Origin of the sequence: Oryzobacter faecalis (assembly GCF_046764005.1) — a bacterium.
Classification (GTDB): Bacteria; Actinomycetota; Actinomycetes; order Actinomycetales; family Dermatophilaceae; genus Oryzobacter; species Oryzobacter faecalis.
In genome coordinates, this window is record NZ_JBKOFW010000001.1 from 425,484 (window position 1) to 444,727 (window position 19,244).

The following is a 19,244-nucleotide window of genomic DNA, read 5'->3' on the forward strand; positions in this document are numbered from 1 at the left end:
GGGCACCGAACCTCCGTCGTGGCGCCCGATATCGGGGGTCCAGCCGGAGGTTCGGTGGCCGTGGGGCGCAGTGCGGCTCGCCCGTCCACAGGCGGGCCTCGCGGGTGGCGCCGTCCACAGATCCGGTCGGGGCGCTGACCGGTCCGCAGGCCCTGCCTAGCGTCGGGCCATGCCCCGTCGACCTCGTACCGAGCCGCTCTCGCCGCGCGCTGCTGCCCGGCTGAGGACGCCCCGCGGCGGGTGGGTGCCGAGCGTCCGCGAGCTCGGGCCGGCGGGCCACGGCCCTCCCGCCCGCGAGCTCGGGCCGGCGAGCCACGGCCCGCGTCCTCAGGACCCTTCCGACGGCGTCGGGGGTGAGGGGCCGCCGTGGGCCCGCGCCGGGCCGCACCGGCCGGAGGACGACGTCGAGGTCGGGAGCGACCGCGAGGGCGACGTCGACCTCCCGGGCGACCACGACGACGGGTTCGACGCCTCGCCCCGTCGGGGGCCGGCGCGGTGGTTCCGGCTGCCGGTGGCGTTCGTGGGCGCGCGGTGGGAGCCGAGCGGGCGGGCCGTCCTCGGCCTGGCGCTCGCGGTGGCCGTGGCGGTCCTGCTCTTCGGGCTGCGCGTGGGCTGGGCCTCGTCCGAGGGGACGGTCCTGGCGCCCGGTGGCGGCTCGCGGGCCGGGCCGAGCGGGCTGTCCGCGGGGTCGGTGCCCGTGGGCGCGGACGCCGGGTCGGCGGCGGGCGCGGGGGCGTCGCCGACGGGTGTGCCGTCGCCCTCGGGAGCACCGGGAACGGCAGGAGGGGTCGTCGTCCACGTCGTCGGGCAGGTGCGGCGTCCCGGGCTCCAGCGACTGCCGCCGGGCTCCCGGGTCGCGGATGCCGTCGAGGCGGCCGGCGGGGCGACGAGCCGGGCCGACCTCGCGCGCGTCAACCTGGCGCGCGTCCTCGTCGACGGCGAGCAGGTCCTCGTCCCGGCGCCGGGTGACCCCGACCCGCCGGGGGCGGCTGCCGCCGGCGGGAGCGCGGGCGTGCCCTCGGGCGGAGGGAAGGTCTCGATCAACACGGCCGACCTCGCCGGCCTCGACACCCTGCCCGGGGTGGGGCCGGTCCTCGCCCAGCGGATCCTCGACTGGCGGTCGGCGCACGGCCGGTTCACCAGCGTCGACGAGCTCGGCGAGGTCAGCGGCATCGGCGAGAAGGTCCTCGAGAACCTGCGCCCGCTGGTGACGCTGTGAGGCGCCTCGTCGGGCGAGGGCCCACCGACCTGCGCCTCCTCGCGCCCGCTGTGCCCGCCTGGGTCGTGGCCGCCGGGGCGCTGGACCTGTCGCCGAGGGCGCACCTCCTCATCGCGGTCGTCGCCGGGTCCGTGGCGGCCGCGGGGAGCCTCGCCGGGGTCCTGGCCCGCAGCAGGCTCCCCACGAGGCGGCGGGCGCTCACCGCCGCCGGCGTGCGGCCGCCGCCCCCCGGTCGAGCACCCCGTCGGCGCGTCGCCGGAGCAGCGCGCTGGGTGCTCGTCGTCGCCGGGCTCCTCGTCGCCGCGCTCCAGGTCGCGGCCGCCGGGCAGCTGACCCTGCGCGACCGTGGCGGGGTGGAGGCGCTCGCCCGGGACCGGGCCGTGGTCGTCGCCGACGTCGTCGTCACCGGCGACGCGCTGGTCCTCGCCGGGCGGGGCGAGGGGCAGCGGGTCCTCCTCGAGGCGAGGATGCACCGCCTCGACGCCCGCGGTGGGGTCCGCGGGACCTCGGCGCCGGTGCTGCTCACGGGCGACCAGCGGCTCGTCGGGCTCGCCTGGCGCTCGACCGTGCGGGTCACCGGCCGGCTCGGGCCCACCGACCGGGCCGACGACCGCGCGGCCACCCTCGCCGTCACCTCCGCACCGACCCCGCTCGAGCCGCCCGGCGCGGTGGCCGCTGGGGCCGAGCGGCTCCGTGCCGGGCTCAGGGCCGCCGTCGAGGACGCCCCGGAGGACCCGCGCGGCCTGCTCCCCGGGCTCGTCATCGGCGACACCAGCCGCACCCCGGACGACCTCACCGAGGCGATGCGCGCCACCGGGATGACGCACCTCACCGCGGTGAGCGGGAGCAATGTTCGCAACAGGTGGAAGTCGCTTCGGTCGGGTCGCGACTCTGGCCTTCGTGCTGCTGACCGCGAGCGCGATCACCGCGCACGGCGCCAGCATCCACGGGCCGGCCCGCTGGGACAAACCCGCCCTCACCGTCCACGTCGGCGACCAGGACGCGTGGGCAGGGACCGACGTCGCCGCGGCGATCGACCAGTGGGCCGCCGCCTTCCCGATGACCCTCGTCGACCAGGCCGACGCCGACGTCGTCCTCACCACCGGCCCGGCCCGGACCGGCGACGTCGGCGCCACCGCCCGCACCGCCACCGAGGGCTCGACCATCACGGGCTGCCGCGTCGACCTGCCGGCCAAGCACGCCGGCAAGGACATGACCGACGTCCTCACCCACGAGCTCGGCCACTGCCTCGGCCTGGGCCACCTCGTCGACGGCCCGGCCGTCATGTACTGGACCGAGCTCAGCGACAACCTCTCACCGACCGTCACCAAGGTCGACGTCGCGGCGGTGCGAGCGCTCTACCGATGAGGGACTTAGCCCGGCATGAACGGGTTCTTGCCTCCCGCGCACCGTTCCTTGATGAGCGCCAACCACTGCTCCTGCGTCAAAGGGCAGGCGACAAGTTCGCGAAACTCGCTGACCTTGAGGCAGCACTGGTTGGCCATCAACTTCGCCAAATGATCGTCGATCTCGCCCCCACTGCCATGAGACACCCGCGTGACCAGCGTGGTCACACCCTCAACGTCGAGCCGAAACATCTTGTGGTGGTTGTCCTTCGGGGTCATCCCCTTTGCCACCAGTGCGGCTGCGACGTCGCCGGCCCTTAGAACCGCCCCCACGTAGGTGTTACTCGCCGGTGAGAAGGACCAGCTGCGCCTGGAGACGACGCAAGGCCGGTGCAAGCTGGGGGGCGGAGTCGAGGACCTCCCGGAAGTCCTGAAGTGCCTCACGGAAGTCGGCCATGGCCTCTGCCGTCGTGGCACCGACGCCATGGATACCGGTGACGGGCTCCAACACAGACACGTAGGTCCGGGTACGACGGACCTCAACGGGCAGCGGCATCTGCAGGCCTCGCCCGCCTGACAGAGGCAGAACGGCAGTGCGGTAGGTGAACGCCTCGGTGCTCTGCTCCGTGCCCAGGAGTGCCTCTGACGTGTCGGCCGCGTGGTAGTCGCTCGGGCGCCCCAGCCGAACGTCGGCCGAGTCCATCAGCGGCCGCTCGGTGGTGGCGGTGGCGAACAAGCCCATCAGACCTCCTCTTCGATCCCTAGATCCTTCAGCATCTCCTCTGGTAGGGAGATGCCCCCCATGTTCTTTTGATACTCGCGAAGGTTCTTCTTCAGTAGTTGGTAGAACACGAACGTGTGCTGCGGGCTCATTCTCACGATGGCTTGGGCCTTCGCCTCGCCCGGGCTCTGCGTCATGAGGCCAAACTCAAACACGAAGCCGTAGGGGGACACACCGATCTTGGTTGCATCGGTGTAGTACTCGGGCAACTCCGGGAGTCGGAACGTCGAGTCGTCCGGCATGCGGTGGCCCTCCTTCACTCGCTGCAGCAATCGGTCCGAGCAGTGTGACAGACGTCGTTAGGCCATGCTCGGGCAACGTGTCGATCTGGGTCAACGGTTCCCGCAGTGAGGTGCTCTACCGCTGACCCCCTGCGTCGCCGAACTCGGCTGGGGCCACCCAGCGGCGCAATGACCAGCGGCGCACGCGCCGTCGGTTGATGGTGACCCAGGGGCCAGCTCCCGGGGCCCACGTGCGCCAGCCTTCGCCGGCGACGCGGGCGGCCCACTCGTCCTCGGTCTCCGAGCCTGCGGGGTCGAAGTCGTGCACGAGGTACGTCCAGCCGGGGGTCATGTCGTGACGCTAGGGCTCACGGGTGACACGGTCGATGTCGATGAGCGCCTGCTCGAGCACGCCCACCTGACGCTGCGCCGCGGCCGCGAGGTAGGCGAGCGCGATCCCAATGGCGGTCAACGCCGCGACGGTAGCCCGGGGCCAGAACTCATCCGGCTCTCCGCCCAGGCCCACCGGCAGCAGCAGAACGCCGCCCGTGAGAAGGAAGATCAGAGCAGCCAGTGCAGCAGCCCCGACCAAAGCCGTGAACATGCCCCGGACCGTGGCCCGCCTGGTGCTCCAGTCAGCCCGAACGAAGGCCTCGTACCTAGCTCGGTCGATGATGCGGTGCACCTCGTTGGTTCGACGGCCCACGCCCCGGACTCCCTTCCCCTCGGACCGGCTCAGGGTAGCGCCGCGCGCGGCGATGCCACCTGTTCGGTTGCGCGACGAAGCCGCCCCCGTCGCCTCTCGGCGGCGGGGGCGGCTTCATGGGCCGGGAGGGCCGGTTCAGCGCAGGGCGCGTCGCCCGACGTGCATCAGGCCGGCCCCACTGAGAGCGAGGCCGGCGAGCGAGAGCAGCAGGATCACCTCGTCCCGCCGGGTCACCGGAGGTCAGTCCTCGCCGGCGCGCTGGATCGGCAGCACGGTGGCGGCGACGACCTCGCCGGCCGGCTCCCCGGTGGCGGTCGAGGGGTCGGTGCGGATCACGAGCGCGACGAGCGGGAGGACGGCGATGCCGTGGGCGAGGACGTCGAGGATGTAGGACTCCTGCCCGGGCGTGAGCCAGCCGAGGACCTTCAGGGCCGTCACGACCGCGGCAAGCGCGGCGTAGATCGCCTTCCAGTCCCAGCGGCGGGCCTTCACCGAGCCGAGGAGCATCGCGGCCACCTCGACGACGGAGACGATCAGGCCGCCGACCGAGGCCGCGAGCGCGGGATCGACGACGCCGGCGACGGACAGGAAGAGGCCGACAGCCGCGATGACGGCGTAGATGGCCTTGCGGCGGGCGGGGGTGAGCCAGGCGACGGCGACGTCGACGACGCGGCCGATGCTCGCGCGGGTCATGAGGCCTCCTCGCCGGCGGCGACCTCGAGGACGACCTTCGCCTCGTCGATGGTGGCGTCGAGCGCGGCCTGCGCGCCTGCCTGGGCTGCGGCGCGGACCTCGTCGGCGGTGAGCTCGCCGTTCTCGACGAGCTTGGCGACGACGCCCTCGAGGGCGGCGATGCGCGCGTCGGCCTTGAGGGCGGTGGTGGCGCCGAGCTCGGCGACGAAGCCGAGCGCGACCTTGTCCTTGCTCGTCGGGTCGAGCGGGTTCTTGCAGACCGGTCCGCCGACGATCGCGTGCCGCAGCGCGGCGAGGACCTCGGGGGAGGTGAGGGTCGCGACGAGCTGCTCCTGGGTGGCCATGATGAACTCTCCTTCGGTGGGGGTGTTGGGGAAGCCGGCGGCCCACAGGGCGTCGGCGCGGGCGTTGATGGCGGGGAGGACGGCGAGGACTCCGGCGCCCGGGCAGGCGGTCTGGGCGGTGCCGCCCTCGGGGACCGGTGCCTGCGTGTGGCCGCCGTCGAACCGGTGGGTCCGGGCTCGGCCGGCGCGGTGCTCGATGACCATCCGCTGCGCCGCGGCCTCCTGAGCTGCCGCAGAGGGACGCCTGGTCGAGTAGTCGCCGACGAACACGATCGCCGCGGCGACCGTGTTGTGGCCGCGGGTGTGCGAGCCGACCCGGTGCATGGAGTGGCCCTGGTAGCAGCGCCCGACCGGGGTGACCGGGAACGTGTAGGAGATGCCGGTGCCGAACCGCTGCTCGCCGATCCGCTCGAGGGTGCGGATCGCGGCGTCGTCGTCGTCGAACGGGGGGAGCAGGTCGGGTGCGACGGTGACGGAGTGGTGGGCCCACCACTCGGAGATCGGCAGTGCCCGGTCGCGGGTGCCGTCCTGCTCGACTGCGCCCCACTCCTTGCGGGTGATCAGGTGCTGGGTCACGACGCCTCCTGTGCGGGGTCGGGGGTGGTGGGCAGGTGCGCGTCGACCGGGTGCGGCACGGCCCGCGCGATGACCGGGAGCGCCTCGGCAAGGTGGGCGACGGTGTCGGCGTGCTGGGACTCGAGGTCGCCGAGGCGCTTCTCGATCGCCGACCGGACCTCGCGGCCCTGCTCGACGAGCTCGCGGGACTGCTCGATGTGGGCGTCGACCTTCTCCTCGAGCGGACCGATCCGGGCCGCGGCGTCCTTGATGGACCCGCCGCCGTTCTGCTGCAGCTCGTAGGCCGCGAGGTCGAGGACCATGTCGACCTTCTCGGCGAACGGCCGTGCGGTCTGCTTCCACCAGCGGCGGGTCCTCTTCGCGGCGACACCGATGGCCGTGAGGCAGGCGAGGACCGCGGTGATGGTGAGGGCGACGTCGTTGATGTGGCCGAGCCAGGTCACCACTGGCACCTCACTGCGCGACCAGCTTGCAGCGCAGCCACGTGTTCGCCCGCCCGATCGAGGTGTTGAGGGCGGCACCGGAGGACTGCGCACCGAACAGCTCGAGGTAGTCGCCGGCGACCAGCTGCGCCTCGACGACGCCGGTGGCGCACGACGTCGACCCGGTGGAGAGCGCGCCCTGGCTGTTCTGGACCAGCAGGGTTCCCGCGCCGTAGACGCCGGCGGCGTTGAGGGCGATCTGGGCGACGCGGATGCCGGTCGCGTTGGTGACGAACTGGACCTGGCCGGCGATCTCGTACTTGCCGGGGGTGCGGATCACCAGCCGGGAGGTGTTGCTCGAGGTCGAGTGCATCTCGGTGTCGCCGGACTGGACGATGTCGAACAGCTCGGTGTCGAACGCGATCACGGTGCCGGTGGTCACCGCGGCCGAGTGCACCACCGACGTCGCCACCGCCTGGTACACCGAGCAGCGCGGCGTCAGGGCCCAGAAGGTGTCCACGTCGCGGGCCAGGTTCAGCTGGGCCGCGGTCAGCACGGACCCGGCGACGAACGCCGGGTAGGTCGGGATGGTGCCCACGGTTGCTCGGCTCCCCTCAGTAGACGATGCGGTTGGTCGAGTCGAGGACCCCGTACACCGGGTCGTCGAGGATCAGCGGGGGCAGCAGCAGGAACGGGGTCGCGTTGACCCGCACGACCCACCCGCCGCGCGAGATCGTCTCCGTGTAGCCCTGCGCCCGCAGGTCGAAGGTCGACGTCGCCGACTGCGCCGGCATCGACGTCACCAGGACGCGGCCGCCGAGGTCGAGCCCGCGCGCCGCGGCCGACCCGGAGAGCGCATCGAGGGCGAGCTCGGGGAGCAGGGTGCGCGGCTGGGACCGCTCGTTGACGAGCCAGTTGGCGCGGTCGAACACGTCGGCGTCGGTGGCCGACGCGATCTCCACCGACTTCTCGAAGGTGCCGTACGTGGCGACCGAGGCGGCGTTCATCGCACGGACGGTGGCGCCGTCAGCGCGGGTGACCACGGCGCTGTTGACCAGGTCCTCGACCGAGTGGCGCAGCATGGTCGACGGGTCGAGGCTGTCCGCGTCGACGGTCACCGCGGCCGCTGCCGCGGTGTCGTAGGAGCGGGTGCGGGCGTGGAAGGTGAGCCGGCCGTCTGCGCCTGCGAACACCGCGCCGGCCTCGGTGGTGGACAGGATCCCGAGGAAGGCCCACGGGTCCTTGCCGGTGGGGTCGATGTGCCCGGCCAGGGCCTTGCCGACGTCGAGGGACCGGAACGTCGACGGCACGCCGACCCAGTCCAGGACGCGCGCGATCCGCTGGTCCGTGCGTTCGCCGGCGAACCCGGTCGACGCTGCCGTGTGGTGGTCGGCGAGCGTGCCGGCCGACAGGGTCGACCCGAACACCGCGACGTGGGAGATCGTCCCGGAGAACAGGTCCCCGCCGGGGCGGCCGCCGACGTACAGCAGGTGCGACAGGCCGGGCAGGAACACCCAGGTCGTGATGTTCCCGGGGGTGCCCCGCTCGACACCGTCGACGTACAGCCGCAGCGTGAGGGCGGTGCCGACCCCGGTGAAGGTCAGGGCGACGGTGTGCGTGCGGCCGTCGGCGTACGACAGCGGAGAGGTCACCGAGACCGCCGTCGTCCACGAGTCCGCGAACGTCGCCCGGATGGTGCCGGTGTTCGTCACGGACAGCTCGAGGTAGGTGCCCCACGGGTCCGTGAGGCGGGCGATGACCCGCCCCGACGTGGTGGTGTTGATCGTCGCCTCGAGGCTGATCCCGGTCGTGATCCAGGCCCATCCCGCCTGCGGGACCCGCCCGGTCAGGTAAAGCCCGTCAGTCGCGGACGCCGGCGTGAACTTCGGGGCGGAGCGGCCGTCGGTCGGCGGCCCGGTCGCCCCACCGAACACGAGCTCGCCGCCGGTCCCGAGCTGGGTCGGTGCGAGGGTGGCGCCGGTGCCGATGCGGTCTCCGACCGAGGTCGCGCCCTCGGACTCGTCGAGAGGGAAGTACCACGACGGCGACGACAGGCGCCAGGTCTCCTCGATCACCGACGTCAGCTGCCGGGTCCGGGCGAGCCGTGACGCGAGGTCGTACGCCGTCACCGTCGACACCGCCGACTCCTGGCCGCCCTTCGGCCATGCCGTCGGCCACTCGTGCACGAACCCGTCGAACCGGTACTTGACGACCCCGCCGACCGCCCCCGAGACCATTGGGCTCGTGGTGAACGTCGCCGGGGCGGCCGCCTCGTCGATGCGGACCTCGTCGACCCACACCTGCTGCCCGGCCGTCGTTGCCGCGTTGGCACGGATGACGATGACCACCTCGTTGCTGCCGGCGGTGAACGTCGAGGAGATCCACTCCCACGCGCCGGTGGTGCTCGTCTGCGCCCCATAGAAGGGGAAGGTCTGGGAGACGAACGCGATGCGCACCGGCGGGTGCCCGGCAGGCACCCACACCCGGGCGCGAACCGTGTACTGGCGGCCGATCACGAACTCCGGTGTGGTCGCCCACCGAGCCGAGGAACCGTTCGCGGCCGCGGTCGGCCACGTCACCAGCAGCGAGCGCGTCCCCGAGAACGCCCGGGTCGTCGAGGAGGCGACGGCCGCGCCGGAGGTCCCCGTCCAGCCACCGACGGTGCCGCCCTCGAAGCCGGCGGACTCGGCGTCGAGGAGGTTCCCCGGGACGGCAGGGTCGCGGTAGGAGACGCGGATCCGGTTCTGCGCCTTGAGGTTCGCGTAGATGGCCACGCGCCACTGCTGCGAGCTCGACAGGCCGGAGGTGCCGGTCCAGCGGTAGTCGATCCCGGCCGTGTCTGCCGTGTCACCGTCGAAGTAGTCGCGCAGGTCGACCCCGGCCTCGACGAGGACGCCGTCCCAGTGGACCCACTTCGCGTCCGTGGTGGCCGACCCGTTGTACAGCCGCAGCACCGTGTCGGCGCTCAGGACCGTGAACGTCATGCTCACCCGCTCGCCGCCGGCCACCGGGCCGTTTGTGCCGGCGGCGCTCTGGGTGACGGTGTACGGCTCGGCCGCGACCCTGCTCAGCGAGACGATGCGGCGGGCCAGCGCGTCCGTGGCTCCACCCTGGGCGGTGCCGGTGTACACCCACGCGCTGACGGTGACCTGCTGGCCCACGAGCGGGCCCCACCCACCGGACGGGACGAGCGAGGCGTAAGAGGAGGTCGAGGCGCCGGTCGGGACCACCCGCAGGCTCCACGCTCCCTGAGCGCCGAACCCGGCCGGGTTGTCCCGGACCAGTGTCGCGTTGGTCGGGGTGTACCCGGTCGTGTTGACCTCGATCGAAGGGTTGGTGCACAGGTTCGTGCGCAGCACCGCGCCGGCGTAGCCGGGGGTGAGTGCGCCGTCGTCGTTGTCGAAGGCGAGGGTGCACGACCCGGGCTGCACCGCCTCGTACTGGTCGAGGCGGCCGCGGCTGATCGTGATCCCGGCGTCGAGGCGAGCCCTGGACGACAGGTCTCGGAACGCCGGCGTCGTGGTCATCGGGTCGGCGTCGAACGCGACCTCGACCCGGACGTCGTCGAGCACCCCCACGATCAGGCCAGCCCGAGGTTCACGCCGGACGCCTTGAGACGCAGGAAGGACTGCCAGACGACGCGACCGTCGAGGAGGAGCTGGATCGGCTGGAGCACCTCCCGCTCCTGGTCGCGCCGGGCGTCCGTCGCGGAGCGGCCGGCGAGCACGGCCGCGGTCTGCCGGGCCGGGGTGATGTGCCCGGAGCCGCCCATGGTGAGGAGCTCGGGGCCGTTCTCGCCGACGAGGTAGGTCGCGCCGCGGACGGTGGGTCCGCCGGCCGCCTTGCCCGGGGTGTAGCCGGTCGGGGCCTCCTCGAACCGGCCGGAGTGGGTCGCCTTGTAGTGGATCGACACGGTGACGCTCTTGGACTTGATCCGGCTCAGGTTGTCCGCGACGCGGCCCGCCTGGTCCGCGGCCCGGTCGAGCTTGTTCGCAGCGTCGCGGGCCCACCCGAAGCCGGGCACGTTCCCGAGAGCGCGCAGCACCCCAGCCCACACGCGCGTCACGGCGTTGAAGGCGCCGATGATGAACGAGAGGACCCGGCCGGCGACGTCCCGCCAGATCTCGAAGTACCGCCACGCGATCTTGACGCCCTCGATGACGGTGCGCAGCTGGGCCGCGAGCGCGGGCAGGTACACCCGGAACAGCGTCGAGACGAACGGGATCACCTTCTGGGTGAGAACCTCACCCATCTTCTTCCAGCTGATGCCGTTGCCGTCGACGCCGCCGGTGAGGATCGCGAGCGCCTCCTTCACCCCGGGCAGGATCGTCTGGTAGCCCTCCTTGAGCGCCGGCCACACCTCGTCGCTCACCCAGCCGCCGAACTTCTCGAGCGCCGGGATGCCCTCCTCGAGGAACCAGCCGCCCAGGCGGTCGAGGACGGGCAGCAGCTTGGCGCCGAGGTCCTCCTTGAGGTTGCCCCACGAGACGGCGACCTTGTCGCCCATGTCGGCCGAGGCGGCGGCGACGCCGCCGACCTGGGACTCGACCTCGGCGAGGATGAGCTTCTGCGCGCCGAGGACGTCGCCGCTCTCGACGAGGGTCTTGATCTGCTCCTTCTGCTGGGAGGTGAACGTCACCCCGGCCCGGCCGAGCGCGGAGAGCCCCTTGAGGGGGTCGTTGAGGGCCTTGCCGAGCATCTTCGACGCGGAGTCGACCGAGCCGAACCCGGCGGCGGACAGGTCGACCGCGGCCGCGGTCGCCCGGTCGAACACCTGGTTGCCCTTGCCGACCTCGTTGCGGACGTTCTTGAAGGTCAGCAGGAGGTTCGCGCCGGTCTGGATGACCTCGTCGTCGATGCCGGCCTTCTCGCTGAGCCGCTCGGAGAGGTCGCCGACCTGTTCCGCGGTGACCTTGGCGGCGCCGCCGGTGGAGGTGATGATCGCGTTCGTGGTCTTGCCGACGCGGGCAGCCTCCCGGCCCTCGGCGACGGCGTCGCCGAGGAACCCCGACAGCTTGGCCACCGCGACCCCGGCGCCGGCGACGGCCGCGAGGCCGATGCCCACGGGTCCGCCGAGCCCAGCGAACACCGACCCGAGGCCTCCGACCTTCTTCCCGGCGCGCTCGGCGTCCCGGCCGGCGGAGTCGAAGGTCTTTCCCATCGACCGGTCCTGCCCGAGGAGGACGGCCTTGAGGGTGGTGGTGCTGCTCATCGCGGCCTCCTCCCAGGTCGAGGGCGGTCAGCGGCGCACCGGCCGGCGACGCCGGCGGGCTGCCTCGGAGGCCTGCTCGGTGGCGCGGCGCTCGATCTCGTCAGCGACCGCGGCGAACATCAGCCACGTGGCCAGCGGCAGGTCCCAGATGTTGAACGGGGTGATCCCCGGCCAGTGGTGACAGACGGTGGTCAGGCGCCGCTCGACGGAGTCGCGGAGCGGCTCGTCGTCCGGCGTGCGGCCGCTGCCGTGGACTCGCCCCGACCGGAACCCGGTCGGGGCCGCCGAGGGCGGGTTCCGCCCCCCGGGGTCCGCAGGGGCGGCTCCTCGTCCTGGAGGAACTCGAGGTCGGAGAGCGGGAAGTCGACGGCCTGGGCGAGGCTGATCTGCGACTCGCCGGCGGTGAACCGTGACGCCCAGATGACGATGCCGATGAACCACGGGAAGTCGTCGTCCTCCTCGACCTTCGCCCCAAGGCCCTGCGCGCGCTCGACCATCGCCCGCACCTGCCCCCACTTCATCGGGCGGCCCAGCTCTGCGGTCTCGGTCTCGATGCGCATCCAGTGGCGCAGCGTCAGCCGGTCGACGCTCTCGGTCTCGTAGACCTTCCCCGCGATGGAGAACTTCACGGCGCGGCTCCGATCTCGTCCAGGACAGCATCGACGCGTCGGCGTAGCGCCTCGTCGACGTCGCGGGTGGCGTCGCGGACGGGCCGGGAGAACCCGCCCGGCTGTATCTGCTGGGTGACCCACGGGGCGCGCCCGAACGTCGGGTGGTGCAGCCGGCCCGCGTCGAGCTCGCCGAGGTCGTACCCCTCCGCCATGCGCAGACGCAGCTCGGCGTGCACGTCGCCGCCGCGGTCGGTGACCTGGTGGGACATGACGGCCCGCTCGACCCGGGCGGCGAGCCCGCCCCCGGCCGGGGCGGCGTCCGCGCCGCCGGCGCGCATGGCCCGCAGCAGCCCGGGCGCGACGTCGCCGAACGCGCGCTCCACTGCGCGCCGCAGCGGCCGGTTCGCGGCGCGCAGCGCCTGGGCGAGGCGGGCGAACCCGTCGGCGCCCTCGACCCGCAGCGTGGCCGTCACAGGGCGGTGTCCGCGGTTCGGACCACGACCCAGATCGGCTGGGCCGCGGTCAGGTTGTCCAGCGCCGTGAACTCGAGCGACTGCGTGATGAGCTGGCCGCCGTTGGCGTTGGGCAGTTTCCCGTCGAGCTTGATCTCGGGGAGCACGATCTGCAGCTGCTCGGTGCCGGTGGAGAGGGCGCCGCCGGTGTAGTTCAGGATCAGGCACATCGGGGTCTCGTTGAGCACGGCGTCACGGAACGTGGCGGAGTCGTACTCGGCCTCGAGGGAGCCGGTGATCTCGCGCGTGCCCGTGGACGGCTTGGCCTTGCGGCCGCCGGCGCCGAAGTTGTACCGCTCCGTGTCCGGGTTGTGCGTCAGCTTCACCGCTGCGGAGCGGATGTTCGCCAGCGCGGTCCCGCCGGCTGCGAGCGCGGTGGAGGTCGGGGCGGTGAACGCGCCCGTGGACAGGGAGCCGTTCGCGAAGTGGAACAGGTTCGCGCCGGAGGCGTAGGAGGGGGCGGCGTACGCGGTGGCGGTGGTGACGTCCTTGGCGTCCATCGTCATGGTCAGCTTGGCGATGTCGGCGTTGCCGGCCTCGAGCTCCCACGAGTCGACCGTGGTGCCGCTGAGGGTGTACGCGTCGACGGTGCCGTCGACGCGGGGCAGGCCCTTCTGCACCGTCAGCGACGGCAGGACGTCGCCGAGGGTGAACAGCTGCTGGTAGGTCGTCCCGGACACCAGCGCCGAGGACCCGGACCCCAGGCACGCCTGCCACAGGATGCCCATGCCCTTGCTGAGGCACTCCATCGACAGGTCGCCGCCGGCGTCGGCGGTGGTGACGACCCGGCGTGCGGAGCGGGCCACGCGCGAGGAGACGCGCAGGCCCTTGCCCTGGACGATGTTCTTGGAGAAGTCGAGGGACTCCTCGAGGAACTCGAACCAGCGGGTGACCGTGACCGGGGTGGCGTAGGTCGACTCGACCGCGGCACCGACCGAGCAGTCCTGGAACGTGGTCACTGGTCCTCCTCAGGGGCGGGGGTGGCGTCGGCGGTGAGGGCCGCGACGATGTCGGCCTTCTTGGCCGTGGGTGCGACGTCGATGCCGCGGCGGGTGGCCGCCTCGAGCAGCTGCGCCTTCGACCACTCCTCGGTGGGCACCGGCGGACCGAGCGGGTCCTTGGCGCCGGCCTGCTCGAAGTTGCCGACCTGGGCCAGGAGCCCGGAGCCGAGGTCGTGCACCTCCTCGCCGGAGTCCTCGTCGACGCTGGTCGAGGGCGCTCGGCCGGCGAGGGTGTCGTCGACCTCGAACACCTCACCCGGCTCGAGCACCCGCCCGACCAGGGGCAGGTCCACCGCGCCGAGCGGGTTGATGTTTCGGAGCTTCACGGGGGTTCCCCTTCGGGTCAGGGCCGTCGGGCCTGGGTGGTGACGGTGATGGACAGGGCGGCGAGGCGGCCGGCGACGCCGCCGCCTCGCGGCTTGGCCTTGGCCTCGACGAGGGCGCCGGCGGTGATCGTGGCGGAGCGGCAGGCGCCGCCGAGGGTCTCGTTCGGCTTGACCCGCAGGTGCTCGCCGAGGACGTCCGCGAGGTCGTACACGGCGTCGGTGGCGGCCTTCTGCGCCTCGACGTCGCCGGCGACGAAGCACATGAACACCACGTCGGTGTCGACGGACTCCTCGCGCGGGCGCGCCGTCGACATCGGGCCGGGCTCGAACTCGAGGCGCTGGTCCCCGATCGAGATCAGCGTGTCCGGCAGGAACGAGCCGGGGTCGCCGTAGCAGACGTGGGTGCCTGGGTAGAGGGTGTTCGCGAAGAGGATGTGCAGGGCGGCCTTGACGTCCTTGCCGGAGAGCGACATCAGGCGAACCCCGGCATCACGTCGCCGTCGTCGGCGAGGAACGCGAGCGCGTCCGCGGGGATCTCGAACCCGGAGGGGGTGCGCACCATGCGCGGCGCCTGGTCGTCGTCGGAGGTGAAGCCCTGGTGGTCGGCCTGCCACGCGCGGGCGACGATGATGCGGGCCGCGAGCTTGATGTTCTTCGGGACCGCGGCGGTGTTGGCGACCTTGCCGGCGACGTAGGTCACGACGACTGAGCCGACGCCGCCGTCGAAGGTGCGTGGGGTGAGGACGCCGCCGCCGTAGACGATGCCGGCGCCCAGGTCCGCGGTGAAGTCGGTGAACGCCGCGCCGTCGACGACCACGGACGTGATCGAGGAAGCGGCGCGGGAGAGGAGCACGGCGCGTGCACCGCCGGGCAGGGTCTCGGTGAAGGCACGCTGCACCACCGGCCCGACGACGTCCTCGACGACCGGGGTCGCCGCCGGGATGTAGTCCTGCTCGAGCTCGGCGTCGTCGCTGGTGAACGAGGCCGGCCAGCGCAACTGCTTGCGTGCCTCGGCCTTGGTGATCAAGTCCTCGAGCGCCACGGGTCACCTCCTCTCGGGGCAGAGCGTCGTGGGCCGGGCGGCGGGGAAGCACCGCCCGGCGCGCGACGGCGGGGTTCAGCTGGTCGAGCCGGCCTGGTCGGCGGCCGCGGCGCGCTGCTGCGCGGCTGCCTCCTTCGCGGCCTCGGCGTGCTTGTCCGCCTCCTTCTCCGCGGCGGCCGTCTGCTTGGCCGCGGCGGTCTGCTTCGCGGGCGCGGAGCGGCCCTTCGGCTTGCCCTCGACCCGGTCGATCTCGGCCTTGACGGCCTTGATCCGGTCGTTCTTGCCCTGGGCGGTGACGGCCACGAGCTCCTCGTTGAGGGCGCGGAGGTAGTCCTCGCGGTTGCGGGCGGCGTCGGCGAGCTCGGCCTTGCTGAGCTTCTTCTCGGGGGTGGCCACGGTGTCTCCTTCTGTCGGTGGGCCGGGTTCCGGGCGCGGGGCCCTCGAGCAGGCGAGGGCCCCGCGTCAGGTGGTGGGGACCGGTCAGAAGGTCGGGGTGATGAGACCGGTGCCGTTGATCTTCTGGGCGTGGTCGCGGCGGTTCGCCAGGAAGGCGTAGTAGCCGTACACCACGAGGAGGATCGACAGGCTCGCGACCTTCGCCTCCTCGGCCCGGATGAACATCGGGGCGTTCGGGTCCTCCCAGAGGTGGAACTCGGACTGCGACCCGAAGTAGATCTCGTCCTCGTTCACGCCGGCGCCCTTGTTGATGGCGACGTTGTTGTCGACGATCACCGGGACCCCCGACGGCAGGATGCCGCGGAAGCCGGACCCGTACTTCTCGCCGTAGTTCACGCCGGCCTGCTGCGCCGCCGAGCCCGGCTGCCCGAACATCGGCCACGTGGACGTCAGCTGCGACTGCAGCCAGTACCAGCGCCGCGAGTGCATGACCGAGATCGTGTCGGCGCCGAGCTGCTGGTTGAGCAGCGAAGCCTCCACGGCCGCCGGCGCCTGCAGGAGCTTGGGGTACAGCTCCGGGGCGGTCGGGGTGGCGTCGGTGTAGCTGATCGCCGTCGCGACGTTCGTCAGACCGATCGTCGCCCGGTTGAGCAGCTTGTTGTCGAGCGTGGTCGCGTACGCGCTCAGGAGGTCCTGCGCGAGGGTGTCGTCGACACCGACCCCGCGCTCGACGCCCTGACGGGACACTGTCTGCTGGCCGGCGTTCGTGAGGATCGGCACCGTGATGAGGGTGTCGTCCGCGTCCTGCTCGGTCACGTTGGTGTTCTCCACGGCCTGCTCGTCCACCGAGGTGCCGGTGGTGAGCCGCCCGATGTAGGCGGTCATGCCCGTCTCGGGGAGGTCGTGGTGGCGGCACGCGTCGGCGAACGGGCGACCGGCCCGCGCGATCGGCGCGAACTGGTCGACGAGGTACTGCGGGACGACGAGGCCGGTGAAGGCGCCCGTCCCGACGGCACGCTCGAGCTGCTCGCCGCGCTCCGTGCGCTCCTCGACCATGTGACGGGCGAGGCGCTCGGACGCGCCGACGTCGGTGCGGAGGAACTGCCCGGCGACGTCCTTGAGGAACTGGACACCCTTGGGGTCCTCCTCGCGGCTGTAGGTGCGCGGCTCGCTCGTGACCCGGGTGCTCGCCTCGCGGCTCGTCGGGGCCGGGGCGCCGGGGCTGACCTCGCGGGCGAGGCGGTCGGCCGCCTCGTCGCGGGCCTGCTCGTCCTCGAGCTCCTTGACGCGCTGGTCACCGGCGGCGAGGTCGGCGTCGATGTCGCGGATCGCCTTCTCGGCGGCCCGGACCTGCTCCGCCTCCTCGGCGGTGGGGTCGCGCTGCTCGTCGCCGCCGTAGCACGCCTGGCGCACGTCGTCGATGACCTTGCGGTGCTGGGCGCGCTCGGTCAGCTTCGCTGCCTGCGTGGCCCGCACCTTGGCGATGAGATCCTTGATCTTCACCGTCGTCTCCTTCCATGGAGGGTTGATGGGGGTGAGCCCCGAGGCAGCAGGCGGTGGCCCAGTCAGCGCACAACGGCGGCGAGCAGGCTCCTACGCGAAGCGGGTGGGGCGGCACCGTCGGCTCGCGCCGATGGTGGGTCGGTGGGGGGTCGGTCAGGCCCGGGGCGCGATGAGCGTCGAGCGGGCGATCCGCTCCAGCTCCTCGCGGGACATTGCCGGCGCCGTGGCCGGGTCGAGGCCGGCCAGGTGGCCGCGGCGGTACAGCTCGGCCTTGACGTCTCGCTCGAGCTGGCGCAGGTCGGCCTCGGTGCGCTCGGCCAGCGGCAGTTGCTTGGTGCGCAGGCCGGCGCCCTGCGTGTGGGGATTGGCGCCGTAGCCGACGATCGCGACGTCGCCGCGGTGGATGTCGTAGCCCTCGATGTGGTACTCCATCCAGTCCGGGGACCAGGAGCCCTTGGTGATCATGAACCGGAACGACATCTCGTCGATGAGCCCGGACTCGAGCTTGGGCACGATGTACGCGACGTCGGCGTCGCGGGGGTCGAGGGCGGGCGCGTCGGTGAGCAGGCCCTCGACGTCGTCGACGGTGGTCTCGGCGAGGGTGAGGGTGCCGTTCGTGGTGCGCGCGATCCGCCGCAGCGACTCGTGCTGCAGGACCAGGGGCACGTCGAGGTCGGGCTTGGCCAGTGACTCGGCGCCGGCGCCGGAGGAGACCTGCTCGGTGTACGGGCCGAACATGTCCCACATCTCGTAGCCGCGGTTGTAGACCGAGGCGAACCCGTTGAAGTGCAGCAGCTTGCCGTCGCCGTCGGCGGCGCGGAGCTCGATCCGCTCGGCCTTGACCCGGACCAGCGGGGTCGTGCCGGGCAGCTCGCCGCCGCGGCGCTGGGAGGGGCGGTCGCCGGCGGAGCGGACCTGGTCGGCGCGCGCCTGCGCCGCGGCCTCGTACACGCGCTGGATGGCGTCGCTCATCACTGACCTCCTGAGTTGGCCCGCTGGGGGTTGCTGTTGGTCGGGAAGAGCCGGGCGAACTCGGCCTCGTCCTCGGGGGTGAGCCGCGGCCAGTCCTCCAGCTCGCGGGCGTGGTTGGGGGTGAGGAACCGGGCGCCGATCGCCGTCTTGTACGCCTCGTACCGGCCGGCCAGGTCCATGCGGAGCAGCGCGCCGGTGTTGAGCTTCGCGTAGCGCGGCTGGGGCAGGAGCCGCGCCGAGAACGCCTGCTCGCGCCGGTAGACGGCCGGGCCGACGTTGATGATGAACAGCTGCAGGTTCCGCTGGGTGATGTTGGCGTAGGTGACCGAGGAGCCCTTGGTGGCGACGTCGATCATGTCGCCGGGCACCCCGCGGAACCGGGCGATGTCGGCGCTCGACAGCTCCTGCGACCCAACCCAGGTCTGCTCGTTCTCCTTCGCGGCGAGCATGTGGTACTCCCAGTCCTTGCCGGTGACGAACACGTCGCCGTTGCTCACCGCGGCCTTGAACCGGTCCTTGACGACCCGGGCCTCCTTTGGGCTGACCGTCTTGTCGACGTTCTTGAGGTGGGAGGCCGGCACGGCCGAGTTGCCGAACCACTCGACGGCGAACCGCTGCGCCGACATCGCCGTGTTCAGGGACATCGCGGCGTGCGCGAGGGGGGACAGGCCGACCGGGGAGCCGGAGATCGGGAACTGCCGCTCGTGCCAGACCTCGTGCTGCTGGTAGGTGGTCCCGCCGATCTTGTACGTCACGACGCCCTTCCGGTCGCGCCGGACGACGACCTCGTCGATCGGCTGCAGCTCGATCACGGCCGGTCGCCCGGCGCCGTCGAACGCCCGGATGATGCCGACCGTGTTGCCGACGTCGTCGAGGTCGACGGTGGTGCAGTACATCCAGTCCGTCATGAGGGAGTTGCTGCCCTCGGGGGTGATGAGCACGGGCGGCTTCACCTGCTCGACCTGGGTTCCGTCGAACCGCTTGAACACGTCGATCGGCATCGTCGAGATGAGGTCGGCGCGCAGCCGGCCCGAGGCCCACCAGGCGGAGTTGCTGCGGGCGTCCTTGATGCGGACCTTGCCGACGACGCCGGTGCGCTCGGTCAGCCGCTCGGAGAGCAGCTGCTGCGCGGTGGCCCCGACGCTGCGGGTGAAGAACAGGCTCACGCGACGTCGCCCCCGGCCTCGGACGGTGCCGCGGGGCGGCGCTCGAGCGCCCACGCCAGGACGATGCACGCGACGCCTGCGACGCCGACGGCGGCGGGCCACCACACGAGCCCGGCGAAGGTCACGAGGAAGGCGACGCCGGCGAGCTCGAGAACGGTCGTCAGGTGCTGTCGCAGGGCGCGCACGAGGCCTCCT

The 19,244-nt window shown here is 72.5% G+C and carries 24 protein-coding genes and 1 pseudogene; 3 read left to right on the forward strand and 22 right to left on the reverse strand.

The genetic code is table 11. The features are described 5' to 3' along the window. Nucleotides 1-169 precede the first annotated feature (169 nt). The 3 genes and pseudogenes from ACK8HX_RS01990 (at nucleotide 170) to ACK8HX_RS02000 (ending at nucleotide 2,587) form a co-directional block, all read left to right on the forward strand. Nucleotides 170-1,219, forward strand: coding sequence for a helix-hairpin-helix domain-containing protein (locus ACK8HX_RS01990; RefSeq protein ID WP_411938962.1), 1,050 nt, complete (start codon nucleotides 170-172; stop codon nucleotides 1,217-1,219). A 467-nt stretch (nucleotides 1,220-1,686) separates the two neighbouring features. Further along, nucleotides 1,687-2,061, forward strand: a pseudogene (locus ACK8HX_RS01995) (ComEC/Rec2 family competence protein); the annotation flags it as partial. A gap of 58 nt (nucleotides 2,062-2,119) precedes the next feature. Beyond that, nucleotides 2,120-2,587: a matrixin family metalloprotease gene (locus tag ACK8HX_RS02000; protein ID WP_411938963.1), complete on the forward strand. Its 468-nt coding sequence runs from the start codon at nucleotides 2,120-2,122 to the stop codon at nucleotides 2,585-2,587. Nucleotides 2,588-2,592: 5 nt separating this feature from the next. Here the strand turns inward: ACK8HX_RS02000 and ACK8HX_RS02005 are convergent, their stop codons facing one another. The 22 genes from ACK8HX_RS02005 to ACK8HX_RS02110 form a co-directional block, all read right to left on the reverse strand. After that, nucleotides 2,593-2,844 carry a hypothetical protein gene (locus tag ACK8HX_RS02005; protein WP_411938964.1) on the reverse strand — a complete coding sequence of 84 codons (252 nt, stop codon included), beginning with the start codon at nucleotides 2,842-2,844 and terminating at the stop codon, nucleotides 2,593-2,595. Nucleotides 2,845-2,905: 61 nt separating this feature from the next. Beyond that, a complete protein-coding gene (locus ACK8HX_RS02010; RefSeq protein ID WP_411938965.1) occupies nucleotides 2,906-3,307 on the reverse strand; it encodes a hypothetical protein in 402 nt (133 codons plus the stop codon). Continuing rightward, on the reverse strand, nucleotides 3,307-3,588 hold the full coding sequence (locus tag ACK8HX_RS02015; protein ID WP_411938966.1) for a DUF3467 domain-containing protein: 282 nt from the start codon (nucleotides 3,586-3,588) through the stop codon (nucleotides 3,307-3,309). Before ACK8HX_RS02015 ends, ACK8HX_RS02010 begins: the two co-directional genes overlap by 1 nt. A gap of 115 nt (nucleotides 3,589-3,703) precedes the next feature. Continuing rightward, nucleotides 3,704-3,919, reverse strand: a complete 216-nt coding sequence (locus ACK8HX_RS02020) for a hypothetical protein (protein WP_411938967.1) — start codon at nucleotides 3,917-3,919, stop codon at nucleotides 3,704-3,706. 9 nt (nucleotides 3,920-3,928) lie between these two features. Next, nucleotides 3,929-4,273: a hypothetical protein gene (locus ACK8HX_RS02025; RefSeq protein ID WP_411938968.1), complete on the reverse strand. Its 345-nt coding sequence runs from the start codon at nucleotides 4,271-4,273 to the stop codon at nucleotides 3,929-3,931. Nucleotides 4,274-4,513: 240 nt separating this feature from the next. Further along, nucleotides 4,514-4,966: a phage holin gene (locus ACK8HX_RS02030; protein ID WP_411938969.1), complete on the reverse strand. Its 453-nt coding sequence runs from the start codon at nucleotides 4,964-4,966 to the stop codon at nucleotides 4,514-4,516. After that, complete coding sequence (locus tag ACK8HX_RS02035) at nucleotides 4,963-5,886, reverse strand: peptidoglycan recognition protein family protein (RefSeq protein ID WP_411938970.1); 924 nt, start codon at nucleotides 5,884-5,886, stop codon at nucleotides 4,963-4,965. The genes ACK8HX_RS02030 and ACK8HX_RS02035 overlap by 4 nt, the downstream gene beginning before the upstream one ends. Continuing rightward, a complete protein-coding gene (locus ACK8HX_RS02040; RefSeq protein WP_411938971.1) occupies nucleotides 5,883-6,329 on the reverse strand; it encodes a hypothetical protein in 447 nt (148 codons plus the stop codon). The genes ACK8HX_RS02035 and ACK8HX_RS02040 overlap by 4 nt, the downstream gene beginning before the upstream one ends. A 10-nt stretch (nucleotides 6,330-6,339) precedes the next feature. Beyond that, complete coding sequence (locus ACK8HX_RS02045; protein ID WP_411938972.1) at nucleotides 6,340-6,906, reverse strand: hypothetical protein; 567 nt, start codon at nucleotides 6,904-6,906, stop codon at nucleotides 6,340-6,342. Between the two features lie 16 nt (nucleotides 6,907-6,922). Beyond that, nucleotides 6,923-9,880, reverse strand: coding sequence for a LamG-like jellyroll fold domain-containing protein (locus tag ACK8HX_RS02050; protein ID WP_411938973.1), 2,958 nt, complete (start codon nucleotides 9,878-9,880; stop codon nucleotides 6,923-6,925). Nucleotides 9,881-9,888: 8 nt separating this feature from the next. Continuing rightward, nucleotides 9,889-11,520, reverse strand: a complete 1,632-nt coding sequence (locus ACK8HX_RS02055) for a hypothetical protein (RefSeq protein ID WP_411938974.1) — start codon at nucleotides 11,518-11,520, stop codon at nucleotides 9,889-9,891. A gap of 191 nt (nucleotides 11,521-11,711) precedes the next feature. Next, nucleotides 11,712-12,149 (reverse strand): hypothetical protein, encoded by a 438-nt coding sequence (locus tag ACK8HX_RS02060; protein ID WP_411938975.1) that lies wholly within the window; start codon nucleotides 12,147-12,149, stop codon nucleotides 11,712-11,714. Then, the gene (locus ACK8HX_RS02065) at nucleotides 12,146-12,604 is read right to left on the reverse strand and encodes a hypothetical protein (protein WP_411938976.1); all 459 of its coding nucleotides are present in this window, start codon (nucleotides 12,602-12,604) and stop codon (nucleotides 12,146-12,148) included. Before ACK8HX_RS02065 ends, ACK8HX_RS02060 begins: the two co-directional genes overlap by 4 nt. After that, the gene (locus ACK8HX_RS02070; protein ID WP_411938977.1) at nucleotides 12,601-13,602 is read right to left on the reverse strand and encodes a phage tail tube protein; all 1,002 of its coding nucleotides are present in this window, start codon (nucleotides 13,600-13,602) and stop codon (nucleotides 12,601-12,603) included. Before ACK8HX_RS02070 ends, ACK8HX_RS02065 begins: the two co-directional genes overlap by 4 nt. Then, nucleotides 13,599-13,970, reverse strand: coding sequence for a hypothetical protein (locus ACK8HX_RS02075; RefSeq protein WP_411938978.1), 372 nt, complete (start codon nucleotides 13,968-13,970; stop codon nucleotides 13,599-13,601). Before ACK8HX_RS02075 ends, ACK8HX_RS02070 begins: the two co-directional genes overlap by 4 nt. Before the next feature lie 17 nt (nucleotides 13,971-13,987). After that, the gene (locus ACK8HX_RS02080) at nucleotides 13,988-14,443 is read right to left on the reverse strand and encodes a hypothetical protein (RefSeq protein ID WP_411938979.1); all 456 of its coding nucleotides are present in this window, start codon (nucleotides 14,441-14,443) and stop codon (nucleotides 13,988-13,990) included. Beyond that, the gene (locus ACK8HX_RS02085; protein WP_411938980.1) at nucleotides 14,443-15,012 is read right to left on the reverse strand and encodes a hypothetical protein; all 570 of its coding nucleotides are present in this window, start codon (nucleotides 15,010-15,012) and stop codon (nucleotides 14,443-14,445) included. The genes ACK8HX_RS02080 and ACK8HX_RS02085 overlap by 1 nt, the downstream gene beginning before the upstream one ends. Before the next feature lie 75 nt (nucleotides 15,013-15,087). Next, the gene (locus ACK8HX_RS02090) at nucleotides 15,088-15,408 is read right to left on the reverse strand and encodes a hypothetical protein (protein WP_411938981.1); all 321 of its coding nucleotides are present in this window, start codon (nucleotides 15,406-15,408) and stop codon (nucleotides 15,088-15,090) included. An 84-nt stretch (nucleotides 15,409-15,492) separates the two neighbouring features. Continuing rightward, nucleotides 15,493-16,911 (reverse strand): hypothetical protein, encoded by a 1,419-nt coding sequence (locus tag ACK8HX_RS02095; protein ID WP_411938982.1) that lies wholly within the window; start codon nucleotides 16,909-16,911, stop codon nucleotides 15,493-15,495. A gap of 153 nt (nucleotides 16,912-17,064) precedes the next feature. Beyond that, nucleotides 17,065-17,883, reverse strand: a complete 819-nt coding sequence (locus ACK8HX_RS02100) for an HK97 family phage prohead protease (protein WP_411938983.1) — start codon at nucleotides 17,881-17,883, stop codon at nucleotides 17,065-17,067. Beyond that, entirely contained in the window at nucleotides 17,883-19,049 is a 1,167-nt protein-coding gene (locus tag ACK8HX_RS02105; protein ID WP_411938984.1) for a phage portal protein, read from the reverse strand. The genes ACK8HX_RS02100 and ACK8HX_RS02105 overlap by 1 nt, the downstream gene beginning before the upstream one ends. Next, nucleotides 19,046-19,234 carry a hypothetical protein gene (locus tag ACK8HX_RS02110; RefSeq protein WP_411938985.1) on the reverse strand — a complete coding sequence of 63 codons (189 nt, stop codon included), beginning with the start codon at nucleotides 19,232-19,234 and terminating at the stop codon, nucleotides 19,046-19,048. The genes ACK8HX_RS02105 and ACK8HX_RS02110 overlap by 4 nt, the downstream gene beginning before the upstream one ends. Between the last annotated feature and the right edge of the window lie 10 nt (nucleotides 19,235-19,244).

Bases quoted from the DNA above. Each gene is read 5' to 3' on its own strand.
- ACK8HX_RS01990 (WP_411938962.1), top strand. From the start codon at position 170: ATGCCCCGTCGACCTCGTACCGAGCCGCTCTCGCCGCGCGCTGCTGCC.
- ACK8HX_RS02005 (WP_411938964.1), bottom strand. From the start codon at position 2,844: ATGACCCCGAAGGACAACCACCACAAGATGTTTCGGCTCGACGTTGAG.
- ACK8HX_RS02010 (WP_411938965.1), bottom strand. From the start codon at position 3,307: ATGGGCTTGTTCGCCACCGCCACCACCGAGCGGCCGCTGATGGACTCG.
- ACK8HX_RS02015 (WP_411938966.1), bottom strand. From the start codon at position 3,588: ATGCCGGACGACTCGACGTTCCGACTCCCGGAGTTGCCCGAGTACTAC.
- ACK8HX_RS02020 (WP_411938967.1), bottom strand. From the start codon at position 3,919: ATGACCCCCGGCTGGACGTACCTCGTGCACGACTTCGACCCCGCAGGC.
- ACK8HX_RS02030 (WP_411938969.1), bottom strand. From the start codon at position 4,966: ATGACCCGCGCGAGCATCGGCCGCGTCGTCGACGTCGCCGTCGCCTGG.
- ACK8HX_RS02055 (WP_411938974.1), bottom strand. From the start codon at position 11,520: ATGAGCAGCACCACCACCCTCAAGGCCGTCCTCCTCGGGCAGGACCGG.
- ACK8HX_RS02080 (WP_411938979.1), bottom strand. From the start codon at position 14,443: ATGTCGCTCTCCGGCAAGGACGTCAAGGCCGCCCTGCACATCCTCTTC.
- ACK8HX_RS02100 (WP_411938983.1), bottom strand. From the start codon at position 17,883: ATGAGCGACGCCATCCAGCGCGTGTACGAGGCCGCGGCGCAGGCGCGC.